At 54.8% G+C, this 21,585-nt stretch carries 17 protein-coding genes; 12 read left to right on the top strand and 5 right to left on the bottom strand.

The features are described from left to right. Positions 1–99 precede the first annotated feature (99 nt). From dgcN to O1V65_RS09975, 8 genes are all read left to right on the top strand, one after another. Positions 100–1,113, top strand: coding sequence for an N-acetyltransferase DgcN (gene dgcN, locus O1V65_RS10010; RefSeq protein ID WP_269130469.1), 1,014 nt, complete (start codon positions 100–102; stop codon positions 1,111–1,113). Beyond that, complete coding sequence (gene dgcA / locus O1V65_RS10005) at positions 1,110–2,075, top strand: N-acetyl-D-Glu racemase DgcA (protein WP_269130468.1); 966 nt, start codon at positions 1,110–1,112, stop codon at positions 2,073–2,075. Before dgcN ends, dgcA begins: the two co-directional genes overlap by 4 nt. A 34-nt stretch (positions 2,076–2,109) precedes the next feature. Next, entirely contained in the window at positions 2,110–4,026 is a 1,917-nt protein-coding gene (locus O1V65_RS10000) for an ABC transporter ATP-binding protein (protein ID WP_227989512.1), read from the top strand. A gap of 111 nt (positions 4,027–4,137) precedes the next feature. Next, positions 4,138–5,682, top strand: a complete 1,545-nt coding sequence (locus O1V65_RS09995) for a glutathione ABC transporter substrate-binding protein (RefSeq protein ID WP_165429629.1) — start codon at positions 4,138–4,140, stop codon at positions 5,680–5,682. Positions 5,683–5,773: 91 nt separating this feature from the next. After that, the gene (locus O1V65_RS09990) at positions 5,774–6,694 is read left to right on the top strand and encodes an ABC transporter permease (RefSeq protein ID WP_017490331.1); all 921 of its coding nucleotides are present in this window, start codon (positions 5,774–5,776) and stop codon (positions 6,692–6,694) included. A gap of 8 nt (positions 6,695–6,702) precedes the next feature. Further along, the gene (locus O1V65_RS09985) at positions 6,703–7,617 is read left to right on the top strand and encodes an ABC transporter permease subunit (protein WP_017490332.1); all 915 of its coding nucleotides are present in this window, start codon (positions 6,703–6,705) and stop codon (positions 7,615–7,617) included. 61 nt (positions 7,618–7,678) lie between these two features. Further along, complete coding sequence (locus O1V65_RS09980) at positions 7,679–8,740, top strand: DmpA family aminopeptidase (protein WP_017490333.1); 1,062 nt, start codon at positions 7,679–7,681, stop codon at positions 8,738–8,740. Positions 8,741–8,751: 11 nt separating this feature from the next. Further along, positions 8,752–9,573, top strand: a complete 822-nt coding sequence (locus O1V65_RS09975) for a M55 family metallopeptidase (protein WP_269130467.1) — start codon at positions 8,752–8,754, stop codon at positions 9,571–9,573. Between the two features lie 52 nt (positions 9,574–9,625). On the opposite strand, the gene O1V65_RS09970 is transcribed toward O1V65_RS09975, so the two are convergent. Continuing rightward, positions 9,626–10,708, bottom strand: coding sequence for a type I restriction endonuclease (locus O1V65_RS09970; RefSeq protein ID WP_269130466.1), 1,083 nt, complete (start codon positions 10,706–10,708; stop codon positions 9,626–9,628). Between the two features lie 783 nt (positions 10,709–11,491). Between O1V65_RS09970 and O1V65_RS09965 the strand changes: the two genes are divergently transcribed. Together O1V65_RS09965 and O1V65_RS09960 are read left to right on the top strand one after the other, a co-directional pair. Next, positions 11,492–12,385, top strand: coding sequence for a LysR family transcriptional regulator (locus O1V65_RS09965; RefSeq protein ID WP_165429626.1), 894 nt, complete (start codon positions 11,492–11,494; stop codon positions 12,383–12,385). Between the two features lie 164 nt (positions 12,386–12,549). After that, positions 12,550–14,073: a YchO/YchP family invasin gene (locus O1V65_RS09960; RefSeq protein ID WP_017490336.1), complete on the top strand. Its 1,524-nt coding sequence runs from the start codon at positions 12,550–12,552 to the stop codon at positions 14,071–14,073. A 2-nt stretch (positions 14,074–14,075) separates the two neighbouring features. Here the strand turns inward: O1V65_RS09960 and narL are convergent, their stop codons facing one another. Further along, positions 14,076–14,726: a two-component system response regulator NarL gene (narL, locus tag O1V65_RS09955; RefSeq protein ID WP_017490337.1), complete on the bottom strand. Its 651-nt coding sequence runs from the start codon at positions 14,724–14,726 to the stop codon at positions 14,076–14,078. Then, the gene (gene narX, locus O1V65_RS09950; protein WP_084912369.1) at positions 14,723–16,522 is read right to left on the bottom strand and encodes a nitrate/nitrite two-component system sensor histidine kinase NarX; all 1,800 of its coding nucleotides are present in this window, start codon (positions 16,520–16,522) and stop codon (positions 14,723–14,725) included. Before narX ends, narL begins: the two co-directional genes overlap by 4 nt. A 181-nt stretch (positions 16,523–16,703) precedes the next feature. On the opposite strand from narX, the gene O1V65_RS09945 reads away from it, so the two are divergent. Beyond that, positions 16,704–18,098, top strand: a complete 1,395-nt coding sequence (locus O1V65_RS09945) for a NarK family nitrate/nitrite MFS transporter (protein WP_192503565.1) — start codon at positions 16,704–16,706, stop codon at positions 18,096–18,098. Between the two features lie 72 nt (positions 18,099–18,170). Continuing rightward, entirely contained in the window at positions 18,171–19,259 is a 1,089-nt protein-coding gene (locus tag O1V65_RS09940) for an iron-containing alcohol dehydrogenase family protein (protein WP_026110320.1), read from the top strand. A gap of 485 nt (positions 19,260–19,744) precedes the next feature. On the opposite strand, the gene O1V65_RS09935 is transcribed toward O1V65_RS09940, so the two are convergent. After that, positions 19,745–21,022, bottom strand: coding sequence for an MFS transporter (locus tag O1V65_RS09935; protein WP_017490341.1), 1,278 nt, complete (start codon positions 21,020–21,022; stop codon positions 19,745–19,747). Between the two features lie 184 nt (positions 21,023–21,206). Further along, entirely contained in the window at positions 21,207–21,581 is a 375-nt protein-coding gene (locus tag O1V65_RS09930) for a hypothetical protein (RefSeq protein WP_017490342.1), read from the bottom strand. Positions 21,582–21,585: the final 4 nt, after the last annotated feature.

Below are 21,585 nucleotides of genomic sequence, written 5' to 3'. Positions count from 1 at the left end.
GACTAAACAAGTATTCGCCGTGGGGCGGCGCGCGTGAAATAGTCGTGAGGTCAGGCAATCGAGGTTGCCCAATCCTACAACTATTGACGAGAGAAACTCATGCAACAAATCCCTATGCCGTATCTGCTGTTCTTAGGTGACGTGATGGACCCGCTGGCGGCGAAAACGGCGCGCGGCATTCACGTCTGGCGTCCCGAGTCCTGCGTGGGCCAGATTCGTCTGGCGACCGATTCCGTGTCACTGGGACTCGAGGAGCTGGACATCGCGACCGCTAAAGCGCGCGGCGCGAAAACGATGGTGCTGGGCACCGCCAACGCCGGCGGTAAGCTGCCAGGCCACTGGATTGATTCGATTAAAACGGCCATCCGCGCCGGCATGAACGTCGCCAACGGTCTGCATCAGGGGTTGAACGATATTCCTGAACTGGTTGAACTTGCCGCCGAACACAACGTGCAACTGTTTGACGTGCGCCACATGCGCCCTGAACTGGACGTCGGCAGCGGCAAGAAGCGCAGCGGTAAGCGCATTCTGACCGTGGGAACCGACTGCTCCGTCGGCAAAATGTATACCTCATTGGCGCTCGAATCGGCGATGCGCGAGATTGGCATGAAGGCCGATTTTCGTGCGACCGGACAGACCGGGGTGCTGGTCGCCGGTGCGGGCATTGCCATCGACGCGGTGATTGCCGACTTCATTTCTGGTGCGGTGGAGTCACTTTCCCCGGCCAACGACGACGACCACTGGGACATCATCGAAGGGCAGGGATCGCTTTATCATCCGTCGTTCGCCGGGGTCAGCATGGGCCTTATCCACGGGGCGCAGCCGCATCTTCTGGTGATGTGCCACGAGCTTGGCCGCAAACACATGCGCCACCTGCCGCATCAGTTTATGCCAACCCTAAAACAGTGTGTTGATACCAACCTCGCCGCCGCCAGCCTGACCAATCCAGACGTTCAACTGGCCGGTTTCTCGCTCAATACCTCCGGCGTAGATGAAGCCGAAGCCAAAGCCGCGCTTGCCGAAATCAGCCGTGAATTTGGTGTGCCTGCCACTGACCCGGTGCGTTTCGGCATCAGTGAGCTGGCACAGTCAATCAAGGACCGTGGCTTATGATTAGCATGGAATTCAGGACGCTGGAGCTGCCTTTGGCGCGACCTTTTGCCATCTCTCGCGGTGTGCGCACGGCGGTGACCGTAGTGCGCGTTACCCTGACCGAGGGCAGCCTTGTCGCGATGGGCGAGTGTACGCCGACCGCCCATTATCAGGAGTCGGCGGAAAGCGTCTGCGAACAGCTCGCCGTCATAAAGCCACAGGTTGAAGCCGGTTTAACGCGTGAAGCGCTGCAACAGGCGCTGCCGGTAGGCTCTGCGCGTAATGCGCTCGACTGTGCAATGTGGCGTCTCGATGCTGCAAAACAGGGCAAGACGGTCTGGCAACTGCTTGATATGCAAGCCCCTCAAAGCGTTGTCACCGCCGAAACACTGAGTCTCGATACGCTCGACAATATGGCAAAAGCGGCTGCAAACGCCGTGTCACGTGGGGCGAAACTGCTGAAAATCAAACTCGATCGTGAGCAGATAATCGAGAAAGTTGCCGCCCTTCGTCACGCTGCACCGCACACCACGCTGGTGATCGACGCGAACGAGGCCTGGCTGGGTCTCGATCTCGAAAGTCTGTTCCATGCGCTGCACGAATTTAATATCGCGATGATTGAACAGCCCTTACCTGCCGGAAAAGATAAAGACTTGGTGCATTGTTTGCATCCCATTCCTATCTGCGCTGATGAAAGCTGCCATCAGCGCTCGGATATCGCCGGGCTGCGTGACCGTTACGAGATGATTAACATCAAGCTCGACAAGTGCGGCGGCCTGACCGAAGCGCTAGCGATGGCCGCTGAGGCCAAGGCGCTTGGCCTGCGCCTGATGGTGGGCTGCATGCTCGGCTCTTCGCTGGCGATGGAGGCCGCGCTGCCGGTGGCCGTGCAGGCCGAGCGCGTGGACCTCGATGGTCCTATCTGGCTGGCTCAGGACTCTCAACCGGCGCTGCGCTACGAGCACGGTGAAGTCTGGCTTTAAAACGTCTTGAAATGAACAGAGGAGCACGCTTTTGATGACTGAAATGCCCGTGAGTGAGGCGCCTGCCGTCGAGCCAACCGACCTGTCAGTGTCGGAAAGTCCCATCAGGCCCATTCTTCAGGTTAAGGATTTATCGGTCAGTTTTAGCGGCCGACAGGGGAAGACTCAGGCACTCAAAGGCGTCTCTTTTTCTATTAATAAAGGTGAAGTGGTTGCGGTGGTGGGGGAGAGCGGTTCGGGTAAATCGGTAACCTCGCTGGGCATCATGGGGCTGCTGGCCGACTCGGCAACCATCGATGGTGGAAGCATTGATTTTACTACCCGTAGCGGCGCGAAACATTCACTGGTCAAGATGGGGACGGAGGCACGGCGTAGGTTACGCGGTCAGGAAATGTCGATGATTTTCCAGGAGCCTATGACCTCGCTCAACCCGGTGCTGCGCGTGGGTGATCAGCTCACCGAAGGCCTGATTGACCACGGCATCAGTAATAAAAACGATGCGTTGAACAAGGCGCGACAGTTGCTCAAACAGGTGCGCATCCCCGACGTTGAGCGCATTTTGAGCTGTTATCCCCACGAACTTTCCGGCGGTATGCGTCAGCGCGTGATGATTGCGCAGGCGCTGGCCTGCGACCCCGCACTGTTGATTGCCGACGAACCCACCACCGCGCTCGACGTCACCGTGCAGGCGCGCATTCTGCAAATCTTGCGTGATTTGCAGCGCGGTTCAGACATGGCGGTGCTGTTTATTACTCATGACATGGGCGTGGTCGCCGAAATTGCCGACCGCGTAGTGGTGATGTACCACGGTGAGGTCGTGGAGGAGGGCCGCGTCGAGCAGATTTTTGCCCACGCACGACACCCTTATACCCGTGCGCTGCTGGCCGCGGTGCCTAAACTGGGCGATATGCGTGGGCGGCAGTGGCCACGGCGTTTTCCGTTGATTAAAAAAGACGAATCGGCGCTGGCTGATGTGGCCGGCCTCGATGCACTCGATGAGCAGACGACCGCCGATTACAGCGTACCGCCCCTGCTCGATGTCCGTGGCCTTCGGGTCAGCTACCCCATTCGTTCCGGCATTCTCTCGCGTATTACACAAGAAGTGCACGCCGTTGAACAGATAGATTTCTCCATCTGGCCCGGCGAAACGCTGGCGCTGGTGGGCGAGAGCGGCTGCGGAAAATCCACCACCGGGCGCGCGATTCTGCGACTGGTGGGCAGCCAATCGGAAAGCATTCATCTCGAAGGGAAGGAAATTACCCTGATGCGCGACAAGCCTTTTCAGGCGGTGCGGCGGCAGATTCAGATGGTGTTTCAGGACCCCTACGCCTCGTTGAATCCGCGCCTGACGGTCGGTTTTTCGATAGCTGAACCGCTGCTGCTGCACGGGCTGGCGCGCTCGCTCGCCGAGGCCACGCCGACGGTCAATAAACTGCTGAAAAGCGTGGGCCTCGAGCCGTCAGTTGCCCGCCGTTATCCGCATGAGTTTTCCGGCGGACAGCGTCAGCGTATCGCGATAGCGCGGGCGATGGCGCTACAGCCGCAGGTGATTATCGCCGACGAGGCCGTCTCGGCGCTGGACGTCTCAATTCAGGCGCAGGTGGTGAATCTGATGATGGATCTCCAGCGCGATACCGGCGTTGCCTGGTTGTTTATCTCTCATGACATGGCGGTGGTCGAACGCATCGCTAACCGCGTGGCGGTGATGTATCTCGGACAGATAGTCGAAATCGGCCCGCGCGACGCCATTTTTAGCCATCCGCAGCATCCTTACACTCAACGTTTGCTTAACTCGGTGCCGATTGCCGATCCCACGCAGCGAACCTCGCGCAGTTTTGACGATACCGAAGTGAAATCACCGGTTCACCCGGTCGGATTACAGATAGAGAAAGTGAAGTATCGGGAAGTTTCACCACACCACTGGGTTGCTCTAGATGTCCCTCGTCCTTGACGCTGCCGCTGCGATGGGCTCGTTCGCTCACCGCCTTGCTGTAGAGCTCATGACAAGGGCATTTGTTTATTTTTAATTGTTTTTACATTCCGGGACACACAGGAGAAGTTCATGCATTCGATGTTAAATCGCAAGACATTACTGGCCGCCAGTCTCACGCTCTGTTTCGCTACCTCGGCGTTTGCCAAGGACCTCAGTATCTCGATGTATGCCGACGTGACGGGCTTTGACCCGCACGATACCACCGACACGCTGAGCTATTCGGTGCAGACCGGTATCTTCCAGCGTCTGTTTGAATTTGACCAGAGCATGAAAGTCATCCCGGTGCTGGCGACCGACTACACCAGCAACGATTCGGCGACCGAGTTCACCATTAATCTGCGTCAGGGCGTCACTTTCCAGGACGGTACGCCGTTTAATGCCGATGCGGTCAAGGTCAACCTCGATCGTCTGGCCAATCCTGCGAATCACCTTAAGCGTAATTCCTTGTTCAGCATGATTAAAAATGTTGAGGTGACCGGCCCTTATCAAGTCAAAATCTTCCTCAACAAACCTTTCGGTGCGATGATCAACACACTGGCACATCCTTCTGCGGTGATGCACAGCCCGGCGTCGCTGAAGGCTTATCCGAACGAGGCCGACCTCAGCGTGCATCCGGTTGGCACCGGGCCGTTTAAGTTCGTTGAATGGCAGCAGGGCAAAGACGTCAAGCTGGTGAAGTATGACAACTACTGGCAGAAAGGCTGGCCGAAGGTGGACTCGGTGACCTTCTACCCAACGCCGGAAGACTCGACGCAGGTCGCGAAGCTGAAGTCTGGCGCGGTGCAGGCGGTGTATCCGCTGCCGTCAGACTTGGTCGATACCGTGAAGAGTGACCCTAAGCTCGATATTCAGCGTGACCCCGGTATCTACCTTTATTACATTGCGTTTAACACCCAGCTCAAGGAGTTTAAGGACCCTCGCGTCCGTCAGGCGATTAACTACGCCATTGATCGCAACCTTTGGCTGAAGGTCGGTTTTGCCGGTCTGGGTGAACCTTCGACCTCTCCGCTGCCAACGCACGTACAGTTCTACCAGAAACAGACCTCACCGGATTACAGCTATAACCTCGCTAAGGCAAAAGAGCTGCTGAAGGAAGCCGGTTATCCAAACGGCTTCGACGTTGAAATGTGGAGTTCGAATAAAACCGACCGTATTCGTACCGGCCAGTTCCTCAAGCAGCAGCTGGGGCTGATTGGCGTGCGCGTTAAGCAGGTCCCGATGGACGCAGGCAGCATCACGCAAAAACTCTGGAGCACGCCGAATCCGGCGGACGCCAAGGTGCAGATGTACTACGGCGCCTGGTCCACCTCGACGGGTGACGCCGACTGGGCGCTACGTCCGCTGTTTGCGACCGAATCCTTTATTCCAAAAGGCTACAACGTCTCCTACTACAGCAACAAGGCCGTGGATGCCGACATCAGCGCTGCGCTGCAAACCGCCGACATGGACAAGCGTAAAGCCGCCTATGACGACGCGCAGAAACTGCTGTGGGCCGACGCACCGGTTGCCTATTTAGGCTCTCCTGACAACCTGGTCGGTAAGACCAAAGATCTCTCCGGCGTATTTATGCTGGCAGACGGTACGCTGCTGTTTAATCAGGCGCAGTTCAAATAATCGATGCAGTTTAATTACGGGCGAAATGTTTCGCCCGTAATGCGTTTTTAGCGACAGATTGGTGGTCATTGGTTATTGAGGAACAGGATTTATGCTGACATATTTTATCCGACGAATACTGGAAATGATCCCGGTTCTGCTGGTGGTGTCATTATTGATATTTGGTTTTATCAAGCTGCTGCCGGGTGACCCAGCGCGTATTTATGCCGGTCAGGACGCAACGCTGGCGGCGGTCGAGTCAGCGCGGCAACTGCTTGGTTTAAACGATCCTCTTCCGGCGCAGTATTGGCACTGGATAAGCGGCGTGTTTCACGGCGATTTGGGAACCACCTATCGTACGCGCCAGCCGGTATTGAGCGTGATTGAGGCCGGGTTTATGCCAACGCTTTATCTGGCCATGGCCGGCTTTGCCTGGTCGGTGGTGCTTGGCCTGATTATCGGCGTTTGGGCCGCGCTCAAGCGGGGGAAATGGCAGGACTGGACGCTGATGAGTTTCGCCATCGGCGGAATTTCGATGCCCCCTTTCTGGCTTGGCCTGCTGTTAATCCAGTTTGTTGCGATGCCGTTTGGCATCTTTTCAGTCAGTGGCTTCAACAAGCCAAGTGACATTATTTTACCCGCTATCACGCTGGGTTCATCGGTGGCGGCGGTGATGGCGCGCTTTACCCGTTCGGCGTTTCTGGACGTGGCGCAGGAAGATTACGTACGCACCGCCAACGCCAAGGGCCTGCGGGCGCGGCTGGTGACCTGGAAGCACGTGATGCGTAATGCGCTTATTCCGGTGATAACCATGCTCGGGCTACAGTTCGGTTTTCTGCTCGGTGGCTCGATTATCGTCGAAGCCGTGTTCAGCTGGCCGGGTCTGGGCTGGCTGCTTATTCAGTCGATTCAAACACAAGACCAGCCGGTTATTCAGGCACTGGTGATGCTGTTTGTCTTCGAGTTTATTGTGATTAACACGCTGGTTGACCTGCTTTATGCGGTAGTGAACCCGGCGATTCGACTGAGTTAGGAGCAACAATGGTACAACCCGCCAATACCCTACCGCAGCTGGAACCGGCACCGGCGCCACACCGCACTGCCGATGATATCCGCTCGCCGTGGCTGGATTTTTTCCAGTCTTTCATTCGTCATCCCATGGCGATCGTCTCGTCTATTTTTATTCTTTTACTGCTGATGGTGGCGATTTTTGCCCCCTGGCTCGCGCCTTATGACCCACAGACGCCGGACTGGATGGCTCTCGGTGCCGGGCCTTCCGCTGCGCATTGGTTCGGCACGGACGATCTCGGTCGCGACGTGCTCAGCCGCATCATCTACGGCGCACGCATTTCACTTTACGTCGGTCTTTTGTCGGTGACGCTGGGGATGATCCTCGGAGTCTTCCTCGGCCTGCTCGCCGGTTATTACGGCAAATGGCTCGACATGCTGATTATGCGCGGCTCCGACGTCCTGTTTGCTTTTCCCGGCGTGATGCTGGCGATTGCCGTGGTTGCCATTCTTGGCCCCGGCCTGAATAACGTGATCATTGCCGTCGCGGTGTTCAGCGTGCCGGTTTTCGCCCGCATCGTGCGTGCCTCGACGTTGTCTATCAAGCAGAGTGCCTATGTGGAAGCGGTGCGCTGCGTCGGTGCGCCTGACCGCGTGGTGCTGCTGCGCCATATTCTGCCGGGTACGCTGTCGAACGTGATTGTTTATTTCACCCTGCGTATCGGCACCAGTATTCTAACGGCGGCCAGCCTGAGTTTTATCGGCCTTGGCCCAGAGCCGGACGTGCCGGAGTGGGGCAACATTCTGGCCATGAGCCGTAACATGATGATGGCAGGAAAGTGGAACGTGAGCGTATTTCCGGGGCTGGCTATTTTTCTGACCGTGTTGGCGTTTAACCTGTTGGGTGACGCATTGCGCGATACGCTTGACCCGAAACTCAAAAAATAAATCACCGTCTTTCCTGGCGCTACGGCGGCCATGACTAAGAGGGTGTTGACAGGGAGATAAGATGTTTGCGGATGATTTTAACCAGCAGGGCGTGGATGCCTTGCTGGCAAGATGGCGGGCGCAGCGGAAGATTTTTACCCCGCGTTTCCCTACGGGGGCTAACAACCGCATCAGCGACGTGGTCGGGGTGACCGTGGGTCATAGCACCCTGAGCGAAGGGGATATTCAGACGGGGGTTACTGCTATCGTTCCGCCGGGCGGCAATCTTTATACTCATCCGTTACCCTGCGGCGCGGCGGTGTTGAACGGCTTTGCCAAGCCGATGGGGCTGACGCAGGTGAGGGAACTCGGCGAGCTGCAAACGCCGATTTTACTGGGAAATACCTTCTCCGTGGGCACGTTGTTCAACGCGATGGTGCGCCAGAGCTGTGTCGACTTCCCGCAGATTGGCCGAGGCAGCGCGACCATTAATCCGCTGGTGCTCGAGTGCAACGATGCCTTTCTCAATGATATTCAGGCGATGGCGGTCGATGAACGGCACGTGCTCGAAGCCTTACGGTCCGCGAGGCCCGAGTTTGCGCGCGGCAGCGTAGGAGCAGGGCGAGGTATGAGCTGCTTCGGCCTTAAGGGCGGCGTGGGAACGGCCTCGCGATATCATCAATCCCTCGATGCCCATCTCGGCGTGCTGGTGCTGGCCAACTTTGGCGTCTTGTCCGAACTGACGCTTGACGGCGTGCGCATCGGCAGTGAAATCGAAAGCATATTGCCGGATCTTGCGCCGCAGGTCGATGCGGGTTCAATCATTATTATCATGGCCTGTGACCGTCCTCTCGACAGCCGTCAACTGACCCGCATCGCCCGCCGCGCGGGAGCGGGGCTCGGGCGACTTGGGAGCTACTGGGGGCACGGCTCAGGTGATATCGCGGTGGCATTTTCTACCCGTCGTGAAGGCACCTTACTGCAAGACGATGACCTCGAACCGCTGCTGGCGATGGCCGCTGACGCCACCGAGCAAGCGGTGCTCGACGCCATGCTGGCCGCAGACACGGTGGTTGGATTCCAGCAGCACGCTCGGCTCGGTTTAACCGCCGTTTTAGACTATCTTGTGACACGTAAGGGATGATGAGATAACCCATGAAAGTATTTATATCGGCCGATATTGAAGGTATAGCGGGCGTCATGCGCCCTGAGCAGTGCAGCCCGGGCAACGTGGAATATGAAACTGCCCGTGGCCTGATGGAGCAAGAGGTCAACGCGGCCATTGCCGGTGCGTTCGAGGGAGGTGCTGTCGACGTGGTTGTTGCCGACAGCCACGCAATGATGCAGAACCTGCGCGCCGCGAATATCGACCCACGGGCGCGAATGGTTCAGGGTAAACCCCGTGGACTCTCAATGCTCGAGGGACTCCAGCAGCAGGGCTTCGACGGCATGATGTTTGTGGGTTTTCACAGTGCCGCCGGTGAGATGGGCGTGCTGGCGCATACCATCAACGGCCGGGCGTTTTATCGTATCAGGATTAATGGCAGTATCATGGGCGAGACCGACCTCTACGCGGCCGTGGGGGCTGAGCTTAACGTTCCACTGTGGCTGGTAACCGGTGACGACCAGCTTGAGCAGTGGGTAAACCGGCTCTATCCCGAGACCGACTACGTTTGCGTAAAACGCGCAATTTCAGCCAACGCCGCCGAGTCACTAAGCCCCGAGTTCGCCCGCAACAAAATTCATCAACAGGCGGCAGACAGCGTCCGCGCGGCGTCAAAGCGCATCGAAAGACGTTTTTGCGCGCCGTATCATCTCGAACTCATGGTCGCCAAACCCGTACTCGCAGACCTATTTTGCCTGGTCCCTGGCGTAACGCGTCTCGACGCCATCACCGTCGGCTACACCAGTAAAACCGTTGCCGCCATCATCAGCCTGCTTGCCGCATTTTCATACCTCACGTCGACGCAGAAGTGAGGTGAGATATTGGGCTCTAAATGACTGGAGCCCATCACGCAAAAGGACTTTCCTACTTATAAGCTGACGCTGTTTGTGTCAAAGGCTCACTGAATAAGTATATGTCATCTAAGGAGTTAATTGGATGACGTGTTTCAATTTTATTAGAATCAAAAATGCCTATGTACATTTGGCTACGGTTTAAATGAAGCCTGCAAACCGGTTTTCTATTATTATCATCAATAAGAATGCCGAAATAACTCTTGGTATCACGGTAAGTCACTCTTTCTGCTGCAATTACCGTTCGAATTATTGATTTTACAATATGATAGCCTTCGATCTCTTCTGGTGTCGTGACCACGCCATTTTCTTCTTTATGAACACTCTCTTTATCTTCTGCTGTTTCAACAGAGGCTTCTTCTTTTGGGGTTACCTGAACATTGGCACTAATTGCCGATTTAAGCCTTTCATTGACTTGGTCATTTAGCCATTGCGTGAGAGATTTTTTCGTAAGCGTTAAAAAAAGCTCTCGGACTTTTTGTGTTAAAATTCCGTCATATACTCGCGAGGCTATGAGTCTGACGAACTCATCTTCAGGGTTTTGAAATTGAGAAGATATGATTTTCTTTATCTGACTGACATATTTTAATTCGCCAGCTGCATTAACAATTGACTCGACGTCAAATGCACCTTTCGTCAACTTTAACAGTTCAGGGACAACGTTATGATCAATATCGAGCAGGTCCAGCTCTAAGAAGGGTTTTTCATCCATTTTATTTGGAGCATCAAGGTCTGTAAAAAATTTATAGACTTGACCATTAGTGAGAATGGAAATTCTTGCGCTTGTAACATGAAAATACCTAAATAACTGTGAGGCATGATTAACATTCAGCAGCTCACCAATTTTCTTGCACTCTATAAGTATTTGTATTTCATTGCTTTTTATTATTGCGTAGTCAATTTTTTCTCCCTTCTTAGTTCCAACGTCACAGATGAATTCAGGGATAACTTCGAGAGGGTCAAACACATCATAACCCAATATTTGATTTATAAATGGCATCACAAAAGCGCTTTTGGTGGCCTCCTCAGTCTGGATAAGAGAGGCCTGCTGTTTTACTTTGTCTGAGAGTGAGTTTAACTTTTCTAAAATTTCCATCGTTCACCATTATTTTCAGGTTATCTTCGGGGAATATGCTGGTTATGATTAGAATTAAACTTTAGGGCGAATGACTTTTAATTTTTTTTAAAAAAATGTTTTACTACGGCTTAGTCAGTATAGAACGCTAGACTAAACATCTTAAAAAATATCCATGAAATGTTTTTATTTGTCAATCCAATCCAGAGGAGGCTTGTCTTTTTTTGACCTGACTCAACCTATTTCGTCCATTTATAGAGGACGAACTCAAGTTATAGAGAGGTTATTACAGGTCGGCTTGGCTTTAAGGTTTAAATTTAACATCTAAAAGATAACCTTACTTTTTTTCCTATTGTGACGTTTTTGTAGTTTATAGACGGGCACTCTTAATAAAAGATTTTATCCAACTAGTAAAACACTTAATGTTTATCTGTTCTGCATTTGCTAAGTCTAGCCCGCATCAATCAGGCCTTCTAATAGCTCAGGGCTCTTATGGCTTATTTTTCTCTCCTCAACGGGTAAGTTAGATGATTACTTGACGAAACGATGGCTTAAGAATCATGCAAGTTCATATTGATGAAGAGCGGCCAGTGCTTAATTTATTCGATGCAAACACCTTCTCTGTGCTCATACATTGTTATCCTAGACTTGCGGTGAGGGCCCTTGAACATCTCCATATAGGCAAACAGATAAAATCTCAGGTTCAGCCAAGTTTCATCCGGGGGGTATTTTTGTTTTAAGGCTTGATAAAGTCGGCAAAAGCCAGTGTATTGGTGACATTTAGCCTTAAAGGAAAAAGCCAGCATGCGTTTGCGTCATATTGAAGTGTTCCAGGCGGTTTTGCAGGCCGGTAGCGTGAGCGGTGCGGCGCGGTTGCTCAACGTGTCGCAGCCCAACGTCAGTCGTGTGCTGAACCACGCCGAACAGCAGCTAGGCTTCAATCTTTTTGACCGCACGCCGCAGGGGCTGGTTATCACACCGGAAGGACGTCGTCTGATGCCTGAGGTTGAGGCGCTGTTTAGCCACATTCAGGCGATTGGTTTTCTGGCGGAGCAACTCCGGCAGGGAGAAGGGCAGCACGTTAGAATTGGCTCAGCGCACGCGCTGGGGCATAGCGTAATGGCGCCGGTGCTGGTGGACTTTCACCGCAAGACGCCCGCTGGCAGCGTCGAACTGGTGACCGGACACTTCAATACCCTCAGTCAGGACCTACTACAGTATAAAATGGATTTTGCTCTGGCGTTTGGCGAGCAGGTCTCCGCCGAGCTGGTATCCGAGACGCTGTATGCCGCGAATATGGTCGCACTGCTGCCGCTGGACTTTTCGGTTGAGGGGCCGGTTACGCTCGAGTGGCTCAGCGAAAATAATTTGTTAATGCTGCAACAGCAGGACCCGCTGGGGCAGGTGCTCAATCGCGTGCTCCGTGAGCAGGGGCTTACCCCGCAGGCCTCGCTGCACATCAAAACCTATTCCGTTATTGCCGACATGGTACTGGCCGGAGGGGGCGTCGGTGTTGTCGACACCTTCACCGCCCAGCGCTATCTCCATCAGCTCAAGATTGTGCCGGTAGTGGATTCATTGCCGTTCGAGGTTATCCTTCTGAGCCGCCGTGATCAGCCGCAGTCGCAGGTTGGGCTGGCATTGCAGCAGTTGATCCGCCACAAGCTGTGGGAGCTCTCCGATAAGCCGCTAGGTTGATGAGCCAGCCACAATAACTGTCTGTTTCAACAGTATAAAAACCACATAGATTGCAACATTTTGGGGCATTTTTTGCCGATAAATGCGGGTCGCCAAAGGCGTCTGGACTTGAATTTCTGCCCTCGTCCGGTAAGCTAACCCCTTAATGACAAAATGTGTGGACTATGACGAACGTCACAGCAAAAATTTTCCATTTTGATAAGCGTTTGCTTTGCCTCTCGGCGTTAGCCGTCGGCATTGGGCTTAACTGTGCCTTGATGTCGTTCAGTGCCCAGGCATTTATTACTGATTCCGCCTTAACGCTTAATCCTGACGTTGATTATGCGGCTCCTGCATCGGACAGTCATTCTCCCTTCAACAGCGCAGCATCCGATTCAAACCCCAATGCCTTGCCCGATTTGGGCAGTTCGGTGAAGAATGGCCAGAGTTCGCAGACGCAGGTCTTCGAAACCAAAGTTGCGACCACCCTTAAAGAGTTTGGTGAGACCACCAGCACCAGCGACGATCCGCTGCGCGAGGGGGCCGAGACCCTAGCCCTACAGCAGGCCGCGCGTCTGGTGAAGCAAGAGACTTCGAGCCTACTTTCTCCTCTCGGCACCACGACAATGAATATCGACGTCAGCGGCGGTAATCTCAGCGGCAGCTCGGCGGCTTTGTTAAGTCCGCTTTACTCCAGCAAGTCGTTACTCACCTACAGTCAGGTAGGAATTCAGCACGTGAGCGGGGCGGACATCGGCAACTTCGGGCTGGGGCAGCGTTGGTCGCGCGGCGCGTGGATGTTGGGCTATAACGCGTTTATCGACGATGATTTTGTCAGCGACCTCAAGCGTGGCAGCGTGGGCGCAGAGGCCTGGACAGATTACCTGCACTTCTCGGCCAACTATTATCAGCCGATTTCCGGGTACAGCCCCGAGTCGGAGAACGCGACTACCCTGCGCCGTATGGCTGCCGGTTACGATATTCGTACCCGCGCCTATTTGCCTTTCTATCGCCAGATTGGCGCTACGCTGACCTACCAGCAGTATCGCGGTGACCACGTTGACCTGTTTGGCGATGGTACCTATCAAAGCAACCCGTCGGCGCTTTCGTTGGGGGTTAACTATACGCCTGTGCCGTTGTTTACCCTGAGCGCTGAACGTCAGGAAGGGCAGAGCGGCGATAACCAAAATCTGCTGCAACTCTCGTTGACTTACAAGCTGGGCGTGCCGCTGAGTCAGCAGCTTTCCCCTGACTACGTGTCCGACAGCCATTCGCTGCGCGGCAGCCGTTTTGATACAGTCGACAGAAACAATATTCCGGTGCTGGAGTTCCGCCAACGCAAAACGCTGTCGGTATTTTTGGCCACGCCTCCGTGGACCTTGCAGCCCGGCGAGAGCCTGCCGCTGAAGCTTGAGATCCACGCGGCAAACAAAATACAGGCGCTAAGCTGGCAGGGCGATACGCAGGCGTTGAGCCTGACCTCGGCCAAGACCAACAGTGACCCCGATGGCTGGACGGTGATCGTGCCGAAGTGGGACGACAGTCCGAATGCGAATAACACCTATCATCTGTCCGTGACCGCCGTTGACAGCAAACAGCAGCACGTGACGTCAAACTGGATAACCTTGACCGTGGCACCGCCGCCGCTTAGCGCTTATCCGCAGGAACCGGCCCTGAGTTTCAGCAACGACAATAACGGCGACGACTGAGCCTAAATATGGTTGCTTTGCAGGACCCAGACGGCGGCCTCGACGCGCGATTTCAGCTTCATCTTCTTCAATAAATGCTTCACGTGAACTTTAACCGTGCTTTCGGTGATGTTCAGGCGTCTGGCTATCATCTTGTTAGGCAAGCCCTCGGCGATAAGCTTGATGATGTCGCGCTCTCGCGGCGTGAGTGACTGAATATCGCGCTCGGTGCTAGGGCGTCTTTCGCGCAGGCTGGCGGTCAGTACCGGCGTTAACGCCTCGCTCAGCACCATCTTGCCCGCGGCCGCATGGCGCAGTGCAATCAGCAAATCTTCAGGCTCCATATCTTTCAACAGATAGCCATCGGCCCCGCGTTTAAACGCGGTCACTACGTCGTCTTCATTATTCGAGACGCTAAAGACCACAATACGACCCGACAAATCGGTTTCGCGCATTTTATCGAGCGTATCAAGTCCGTTCATGCCCGGCATGTTGAGATCCAGCAGGATCAGGTCCGGATCGAGGGTTCGTGCCAGTTCAACGCCCTGTTCGCCGTTATTGGCTTCGCCAACCACCTGCAGGTCGCTGTCGAGGGCAATAAGCTGTTTGACGCCGTTACGTAGCATCGGATGATCGTCAATCAGCAAAATAGTGGAAGGCGTTGGGTCACTCATCGTGGCTCCTGTGGAGTAAAGGGAAGGGGATCGGGGGAGAAGTTTACGCACACCGTGGTGCCGCCGCCGTCGCGCGCATAGATGTGGCATTCACCCTGAAGGCTGCTTGCACGGTCCTGCATTATCATCAGGCCATAGTGATTCTGCCGCGAGGCGATAGCAGGGAGGCCGAGGCCGTTATCCGTTATTTTCATGGTCACCGCGCCCTCTTTGTAGCACAGGCTAAGCGTTACCTCGCTGGCATGGGCATGCTTATAAATATTGTTCAGCGCCTCGCGAGCAATGTGCAGCAGGTGCACGCCCTGATTGGCCGGAACCAGCTGCGGCGGAAGCTGATAATCAAACGTGATCGCCAGTTCCATTTTTTTAGAGAATTCATCGACCGTATGTTGCAGCGCCGATCGCAGCCCCGGGGTTTCTAGCTTGAGCCGGAAGGTGGTCAGCAGCTCACGTAATTGCCGATACGCGGTGCTCAGCTCTTCGCGCATCTGTTTGATAAGCAGCTGGCTATCTTCATTGAGCGGCAGATTTTGCATTTGCAAACAGGCCATCTGAATTTTAAGACAGGAGAGCGACTGGGCCAGCGAATCGTGCAGCTCGCGAGCGATGGTCGAACGTTCTTCCATCAGCATTAGCTGCTGCTGATTATCGGTTTGTCTGTCGAGCGTAAGCGCGCTGGCGAGCTGTTCGAGCAGGGTGCCAATCAACTGTAGCTGATCCTGAGACAGCTGTTGGTCTAGAGGAAGCTGGGCCAGCAGCAAACCATAGTTAACGTCACCGTCGCGCAGCCGCCAACTGAGCGGATAGGAATCTTCCAGCCCGCAGCCTGCTTCTCGGTCTCCCCATTCCAGCCGCTGAGGTTGTGATTTCTGGCTATCAATCTCGTGGAAAAACTCGGCGCTGTTGTTATCGTAAAGGCGAACCTGAATCGCACGCAGTGGCGTCAGTTTTTGCAGCTCCTGTAACACCGGCGGCAGCTTTTGCTCAAGGTTTTGATTGGTATGCAGCCGTTGACTGACGCGGTAGAGGAAGTCCAGCGTCTGGTTTTTCAGCTGTAGGCTGGCGGTTTTCTCCTCGACGCGCTGGCCCAGATTTTCGACCATTTCGGCAAGCGCCTGCGACATGCTATTCAGCGACTCCCCGAGCACGTCCATTTCGTTTCTTAACGCGCTGGCACCCTTTGAACGGCGACGATAGCGCAGGCTGAAATCGCCCTGCGTGATGGCATTGGCCTGCGTGAACAGCAGCTGCCAGGGTTTACTCAGACGCTGACGAAGAAAATAGATGGTCAATAACAGGAACAGCAACGTCAGGATGATGAATACGGTTTGCACCGCCGTAATCAGTATCAGGTGACGCTCCGTCTTGTGGTCGAGGTCGGCGACCAGTCCGTCGATGCGACGAACGAACTCCGTCACCGCAGCTTTCGCCTGTTCGGGCTGATGCGCCTGCAGAAGCTCAGGCTTGAGATACAGCTGCCAGTAATCAAGTATGGAAGCGTATTGGTTTTGCAGTCCTTCGCAGGCAACTACCTTTGAAAGCTCGGCGTTGTTCTGGTCATTCTCAATCTGGCGAATATCGTCGTCATTCTGGGGCGTGAGCGGTAATTCGGCCAGCAGTCGATAGGCCTGCATGCGCAGTGAGCCTGCCTTGTTAATGGCATGGGCGTTGCCCTGGATACTTTGCGCCATCCAGGAGGCAATGCTCATTCCGGTGATGCCAAACAGGCCAAGAAGCAGCATGAACAGGGGGATTTGTTTGACCAGCGACAGGCGAGTCAGTGCAGATTTAATCATGGTTTCCTTTCCCGCAGTTTCGGGCTGGGCGCATTCTTTACCATCTTTAGAGCGAACCCTATACCTATAAAGTATTACTTGGGCCATTACCTGTGGTCCCGTTGATACATATCAAGAACCGCGCAGGTCCTACTCCCTAATGTGCACGCCAATCGTACGACTTTTTTAGGTTGAGGCACAAATGACTGACACGACATCACACCCCGCGGCAAAAACGCCCAAAGTAATTAAAGATTGGAGGCCGGAGGAGGAGGCGTTCTGGAATCAGCAAGGGCAACGCGTTGCTCGCCGTAACCTGTGGATTTCAGTGCCCTGTCTACTGCTCGGATTCTGCGTATGGATGCTGTTCAGCGCCGTCGCGGTGAATCTCAACAAGGTCGGCTTCTCATTTACTACCGAACAGCTGTTTTTGCTGACTGCGATACCGTCCGTTTCAGGGGCAATCCTGCGCGTCCCTTATTCCTTTATGGTTCCTCTGTTCGGCGGACGTCGCTGGACCGCCATCAGCACGGTATTTCTGCTGTTGCCCTGCCTGTGGCTGGGCTTCGCGGTGCAAAATCCAGAGACCTCCTTTTCAACCTTTCTGATTATCGCATTGCTTTGCGGTTTTGGTGGCGCGAACTTTGCCTCCAGCATGTCGAACATTAGCTTCTTCTTTCCAAAAGCCAGGCAGGGCGGTGCGCTCGGCATCAATGGTGGGCTGGGTAACCTTGGCGTTAGCGTGATGCAGCTGGTCGCGCCGATTGCCGTTTCGGTGTCCCTCTTTGGCCTGTTCGGTAGTGAAGGTAAGTCGCTCGCCAACGGCAGTACGCTATGGTTACAAAACGCTGCCTGGATCTGGGTTCCGTTTCTGGCCATCGCCACGCTTGCAGCCTGGTTTGGTATGAACGATATCGCCTCTTCGAAGGCGTCAATCCGCCAACAGTTACCAGTGTTAAAACGCGGACACCTGTGGGTGATGAGCGTGCTTTATCTGGCGGCCTTCGGCTCTTTTATCGGCTTTTCGGCAGGCTTTGCCGTGCTGACCAAGACCCAGTTTCCCGAGGTCGAGATCATGCATTACGCCTTCTTTGGGCCGTTTATCGGCGCGCTGGCGCGGTCATGCGGCGGTATGCTGTCTGACCGTCTCGGCGGTGTAAGAGTGACGCTGGTTAACTATGTCTTGATGGCCGTTTTTGCCGCGCTGCTGTTCCTGACGCTGCCGGTCAACGGTCAGGGTGGTCATTTCGTTGCCTTCTTTGCGCTATTTATGGCGCTGTTCCTGACGGCCGGGTTGGGCAGTGGCTCAACTTACCAGATGATTGCAGTTATATTCCGTAAAACGACGGCAGAAAGGGCTTTAGCGCAGGGTAAAACCGCCGAGGTAGCACAGCGCGAAGCGGTGACTGATACGGCGGCGGCACTGGGCTTTATTTCCTCAATAGGTGCTATCGGTGGCTTCTTTATCCCGCAGGCCTTCGGCATGTCGTTGGCGATGACCGGCTCACCGGCGGGAGCGATGAAAGTCTTCCTGCTGTTCTATGTGCTCTGTGCGGCGATCACTTTTTACGTTTATGGGCGTAAAGGCGCAAAATAGCGGCGTTAACGGGCAAGTTTAGCGTTCTTCTTCCATACTCTTTGAATGGTTATTTCTCTCCGTTGGAGCGTTATGTTCACTCATCGATTAGTGTTTCCAGCCAGCGTCCTGCGTGGACGAGGCGCAATAAAGCATCTCGGTGCCATGTGTGGCCGACTCGGGCAGCGCGCGCTGCTGGTGGGAGGGGAGCGCGGCATTGCCAGCGTCGAGGAGCAGGTGGCCGAACAGCTTGACCAGCAAATGGTCAGCTATCTCGGGCATGACATGCTCACTGGACAGTGCTGTGAGGAAGAGATTAAGCGTCTCGCCGACCGGCTAAAATTGCAGGGCGTCGAGGTGGTTGTGGCGACCGGAGGAGGAAGGGCGCTCGACACCGCCAAGGCGGCGGGCGTGCTGTGTAATATTCCCGTTGTCACGCTGCCGAGCGTCGCAGGAACCTGCTCGGCCGTTACGCCGCTGGCGTTTCGTTATCACAGCAATGGGCAGTTTCGTGATATGTACCCGCTGGCGTACGGGCCTGCCGCGGTGGTGATTGACGCCGACCTGCTGGCCACATCACCGCTGCACTGGCTTTCCGCCGGACTCGGCGACACGCTGGCTAAATGGTATGAATACCGTGCCATTAGTGACCTCGGTCAATTGACCGGATTGTCTGGTGTGGCGCGCACCAACAGCGAACTCTGTTTTACGCTCATCAAGCACTATGCTGCTGACGCCTGCGAAGCGGTAAGAAAAGGGCAGGCCAACCTGGCGCTCGAACAGGTGCTTGACGCGATTTTCCTCTATGCAGGGTTGACCTCAATTATGAGCAATGGAGCGCATACCGGCGCAGCCCACGCCCTTTACGACGGTTTTACCGCCTGCGAGAAAACCCGCCACATCGCTCACGGCCTGTTGGTCGGCTTTGGTAATCTGTGCCTGCTGGCGCTGGAGAATCGTAGCGACGAAGAGCTTCTGGTCGCCCTCGAGCTCGCCCGCGCCAGTGCTATTCCAGTACATTTAAATGAAATATCTCCCGACCTGTCTGATGCCGACCTCAGTCTGATTATCGATCAAAGCCTGCGAGCGCCCGACATGGCGAACATGCCGACTGAGATAACGCACCGGCAGATGCGCGAGGCGATAGCGCGAGTTCAAACGTTAAGTTTGGTGAAAACTTAAAAAATGAGGTTTTTGGCTGCGCGCCGGCTCTTGCTAACGACCGCTTACTGGGCTGCTGCCCTAGACCTGCTTTTTAAGGTCAACGTCAATTAACTCCGAGGAGTTTTTCCGGTTTGAAAGCTTCAAGGGGTATTTACCTTTCCGCGCCGTCCTGAACCCGCCAATAAACTCTTAGGTAAAACCGTGTTCAGCCTTTGGGCGTTGCCTGCCAGAATAAGGGCGATTTCTGACGGTGGGCATTAGAGATGCCGCACGTTCCCCGCCAATGTGAATCTGACGCAGAAAAGACATCATATTTACAGCAGTTGAGGCAACAAAGAAAAACAAAAAAATCCCGCCGTTAGACCGAGCATGGACTTGACCTCAAGGCTGCCGATTTTTGTTTAGAAGCGGGTTGCGGATTCGTGACTGCGCCCAGCGTGCAAAGCACGTGCCCTTGACCTAAAAGCCCTTGACCCAAAAGCTCTAAAAGCGAATCAGGACCGCTATGCCCTCCGCCCCCCTAACGCCAATAAACTCACCACACAGGTAGCAACCACGTAATAAGCCGGAATATCGAGATTGCCAGTCTCCTTGATGAGGCCGGTGATAATCAGCCCAGCACAGCCCGAAAACACCGCATTTGATAGCGAATATGACAGCCCAAGGCCGGTGTAACGTGTGTGCGTGGGGAACATCTCTGCCAGCATCGCCGGGCCGGGGCCCGCGACAACCCCGATGGCGGCACCGGCTATCAGCACCGCAATACCCTTAAGCAGCAGACTGCTTTGCGCGTCTTGCAGCAGATGCAGCAGCGGGAAAGTCAGCAGAATAATGACCCCCATCGCCGCCATCATCACTCTTTCTCGGCCAATTTTATCACTCAGCATACCTGCTGGCAGAATGGCTAGCGCGAAGCCGACGTTAGCCAGCACCGTGGCCACCAGCGCCTGTAAAAAGGTCGCATGCAGCGAGGTTTGCAGATACGACGGCATCACCACCAAAAAGGTATATCCACCGGCCGACCAGCCCATCATGCGGCCAATGCCCAGCGCGATAGCCTTTATCGTTTCGCCAAACGAGGCGTTGAGCGGTACGGCACCTTCGGCCTGCGTCTCTTTAAATGCCGGCGTTTCATCGAGGCTCAACCGCAGCCATAGGGCAACCAGCCCCATAGGCAGCGCCAGCAGGAAGGGAATGCGCCATCCCCACTGAGTTAACTGTTCGGGGGCCAGTAAATGGGCGAGCAGAGCAACAAGACCCACGCCGGTCAACAGGCCCAGAGACACGGTGAACGATTGCCATGCGCCATAAAGCCCGCGCTTGCCCTTCGGCGCAAATTCGGTCATCAGCGACACCGCGCCGCCAAATTCGCCGCCGGCAAATAATCCTTGCAGCATACGCATCAGGGTCAACAACAGCGGCGCGGCCACGCCAATCGAGGCATAGGTCGGTAACAGACCGATAGCGGCCGTCGCAATCGTCATCAAGACCACCACGGCGATTAACGTCGGTTTGCGGCCAATCCTGTCACCGATGCGGCCGAAAACAATCGCGCCAATCGGGCGACAGAAGAACGCCAGCGCAAAGGAGGCGTAGGTCAACATCAGCCCAGTCAGTCCGCTTTGTCCCTCCAGGGTGAAGAAGTTACCGGCAATCACCGTCGCCAGATAACCGTAAACGCCAAACTCGTACCATTCGATAAAATTACCGACCGAACCTGCCACCAATGCGCGGCGAGACTGCCCGGCAGTGAGGGATGTTGCGGGAATATCGTATGCCATCATCGCCCTTGAAAAGTGATTGTCTGATTATAAGCGTCCCAGATTTTCTAAGGGGATGGCGAAACAATGTCAATGAATTTCATTGTATTAAGGGAGGCAGCACAAGGTTTTGAGAAAAACAAAGGCGTGAAGCGGAGAGGTTTTTTGCCGCCAATCCCTGGCGGGCAAAGTTTGCGTGTAGCGGTCAGAGCGTATGGATATCGATGCCATCGCCGATGTTGCTTTTCTGGTAATAGGCGCGTGGGACTTCAACCTGATACTGCTGGTCACCGTAGGCCACTTCCAGAATGTATTTTTCGTTTTCATAAGACTCGATGGGAATAAATCCAAAGAAGCCTTCCGCCACGCTGATGGTGCGCGACGAGGGTACGGCATAGCGATGAACCACCTTGGCGCGGAGCGGCTGTTGCTTGCCGGTGATGTGGTTCCATACCAGGTTAACCGGTTGCGACAGTGTGCTCAGCACGCCTGAGGCCAGCGAGTTCAGGTCGCTCAAACTGGTTTTCAACGCGGCGGTTGAATACCAGGCGGAACGATCGTCAGGTTTATGTGTTGACATGATC

This window comes from Rouxiella badensis (genome assembly GCF_026967515.2).
In the GTDB taxonomy this organism is placed as follows: domain Bacteria; phylum Pseudomonadota; class Gammaproteobacteria; order Enterobacterales; family Enterobacteriaceae; genus Rouxiella; species Rouxiella badensis.
The sequence above is the reverse complement of the archived record's forward strand: the minus strand, read 5'-3'. Positions and strand labels throughout refer to the sequence as shown.

What these genes read in the sequence shown, in the direction of transcription:
- dgcN (WP_269130469.1), top strand. Translation starts at nt 100, where the DNA reads ATGCAACAAATCCCTATGCCGTATCTGCTGTTCTTAGGTGACGTGATG.
- dgcA (WP_269130468.1), top strand. Translation starts at nt 1,110, where the DNA reads ATGATTAGCATGGAATTCAGGACGCTGGAGCTGCCTTTGGCGCGACCT.
- O1V65_RS10000 (WP_227989512.1), top strand. Translation starts at nt 2,110, where the DNA reads ATGACTGAAATGCCCGTGAGTGAGGCGCCTGCCGTCGAGCCAACCGAC.
- O1V65_RS09995 (WP_165429629.1), top strand. Translation starts at nt 4,138, where the DNA reads ATGCATTCGATGTTAAATCGCAAGACATTACTGGCCGCCAGTCTCACG.
- O1V65_RS09990 (WP_017490331.1), top strand. Translation starts at nt 5,774, where the DNA reads ATGCTGACATATTTTATCCGACGAATACTGGAAATGATCCCGGTTCTG.
- O1V65_RS09985 (WP_017490332.1), top strand. Translation starts at nt 6,703, where the DNA reads ATGGTACAACCCGCCAATACCCTACCGCAGCTGGAACCGGCACCGGCG.
- O1V65_RS09980 (WP_017490333.1), top strand. Translation starts at nt 7,679, where the DNA reads ATGTTTGCGGATGATTTTAACCAGCAGGGCGTGGATGCCTTGCTGGCA.
- O1V65_RS09975 (WP_269130467.1), top strand. Translation starts at nt 8,752, where the DNA reads ATGAAAGTATTTATATCGGCCGATATTGAAGGTATAGCGGGCGTCATG.
- O1V65_RS09970 (WP_269130466.1), bottom strand. Translation starts at nt 10,708, where the DNA reads ATGGAAATTTTAGAAAAGTTAAACTCACTCTCAGACAAAGTAAAACAG.
- O1V65_RS09965 (WP_165429626.1), top strand. Translation starts at nt 11,492, where the DNA reads ATGCGTTTGCGTCATATTGAAGTGTTCCAGGCGGTTTTGCAGGCCGGT.
- O1V65_RS09960 (WP_017490336.1), top strand. Translation starts at nt 12,550, where the DNA reads ATGACGAACGTCACAGCAAAAATTTTCCATTTTGATAAGCGTTTGCTT.
- narL (WP_017490337.1), bottom strand. Translation starts at nt 14,726, where the DNA reads ATGAGTGACCCAACGCCTTCCACTATTTTGCTGATTGACGATCATCCG.
- narX (WP_084912369.1), bottom strand. Translation starts at nt 16,522, where the DNA reads ATGATTAAATCTGCACTGACTCGCCTGTCGCTGGTCAAACAAATCCCC.
- O1V65_RS09945 (WP_192503565.1), top strand. Translation starts at nt 16,704, where the DNA reads ATGACTGACACGACATCACACCCCGCGGCAAAAACGCCCAAAGTAATT.
- O1V65_RS09940 (WP_026110320.1), top strand. Translation starts at nt 18,171, where the DNA reads ATGTTCACTCATCGATTAGTGTTTCCAGCCAGCGTCCTGCGTGGACGA.
- O1V65_RS09935 (WP_017490341.1), bottom strand. Translation starts at nt 21,022, where the DNA reads ATGGCATACGATATTCCCGCAACATCCCTCACTGCCGGGCAGTCTCGC.
- O1V65_RS09930 (WP_017490342.1), bottom strand. Translation starts at nt 21,581, where the DNA reads ATGTCAACACATAAACCTGACGATCGTTCCGCCTGGTATTCAACCGCC.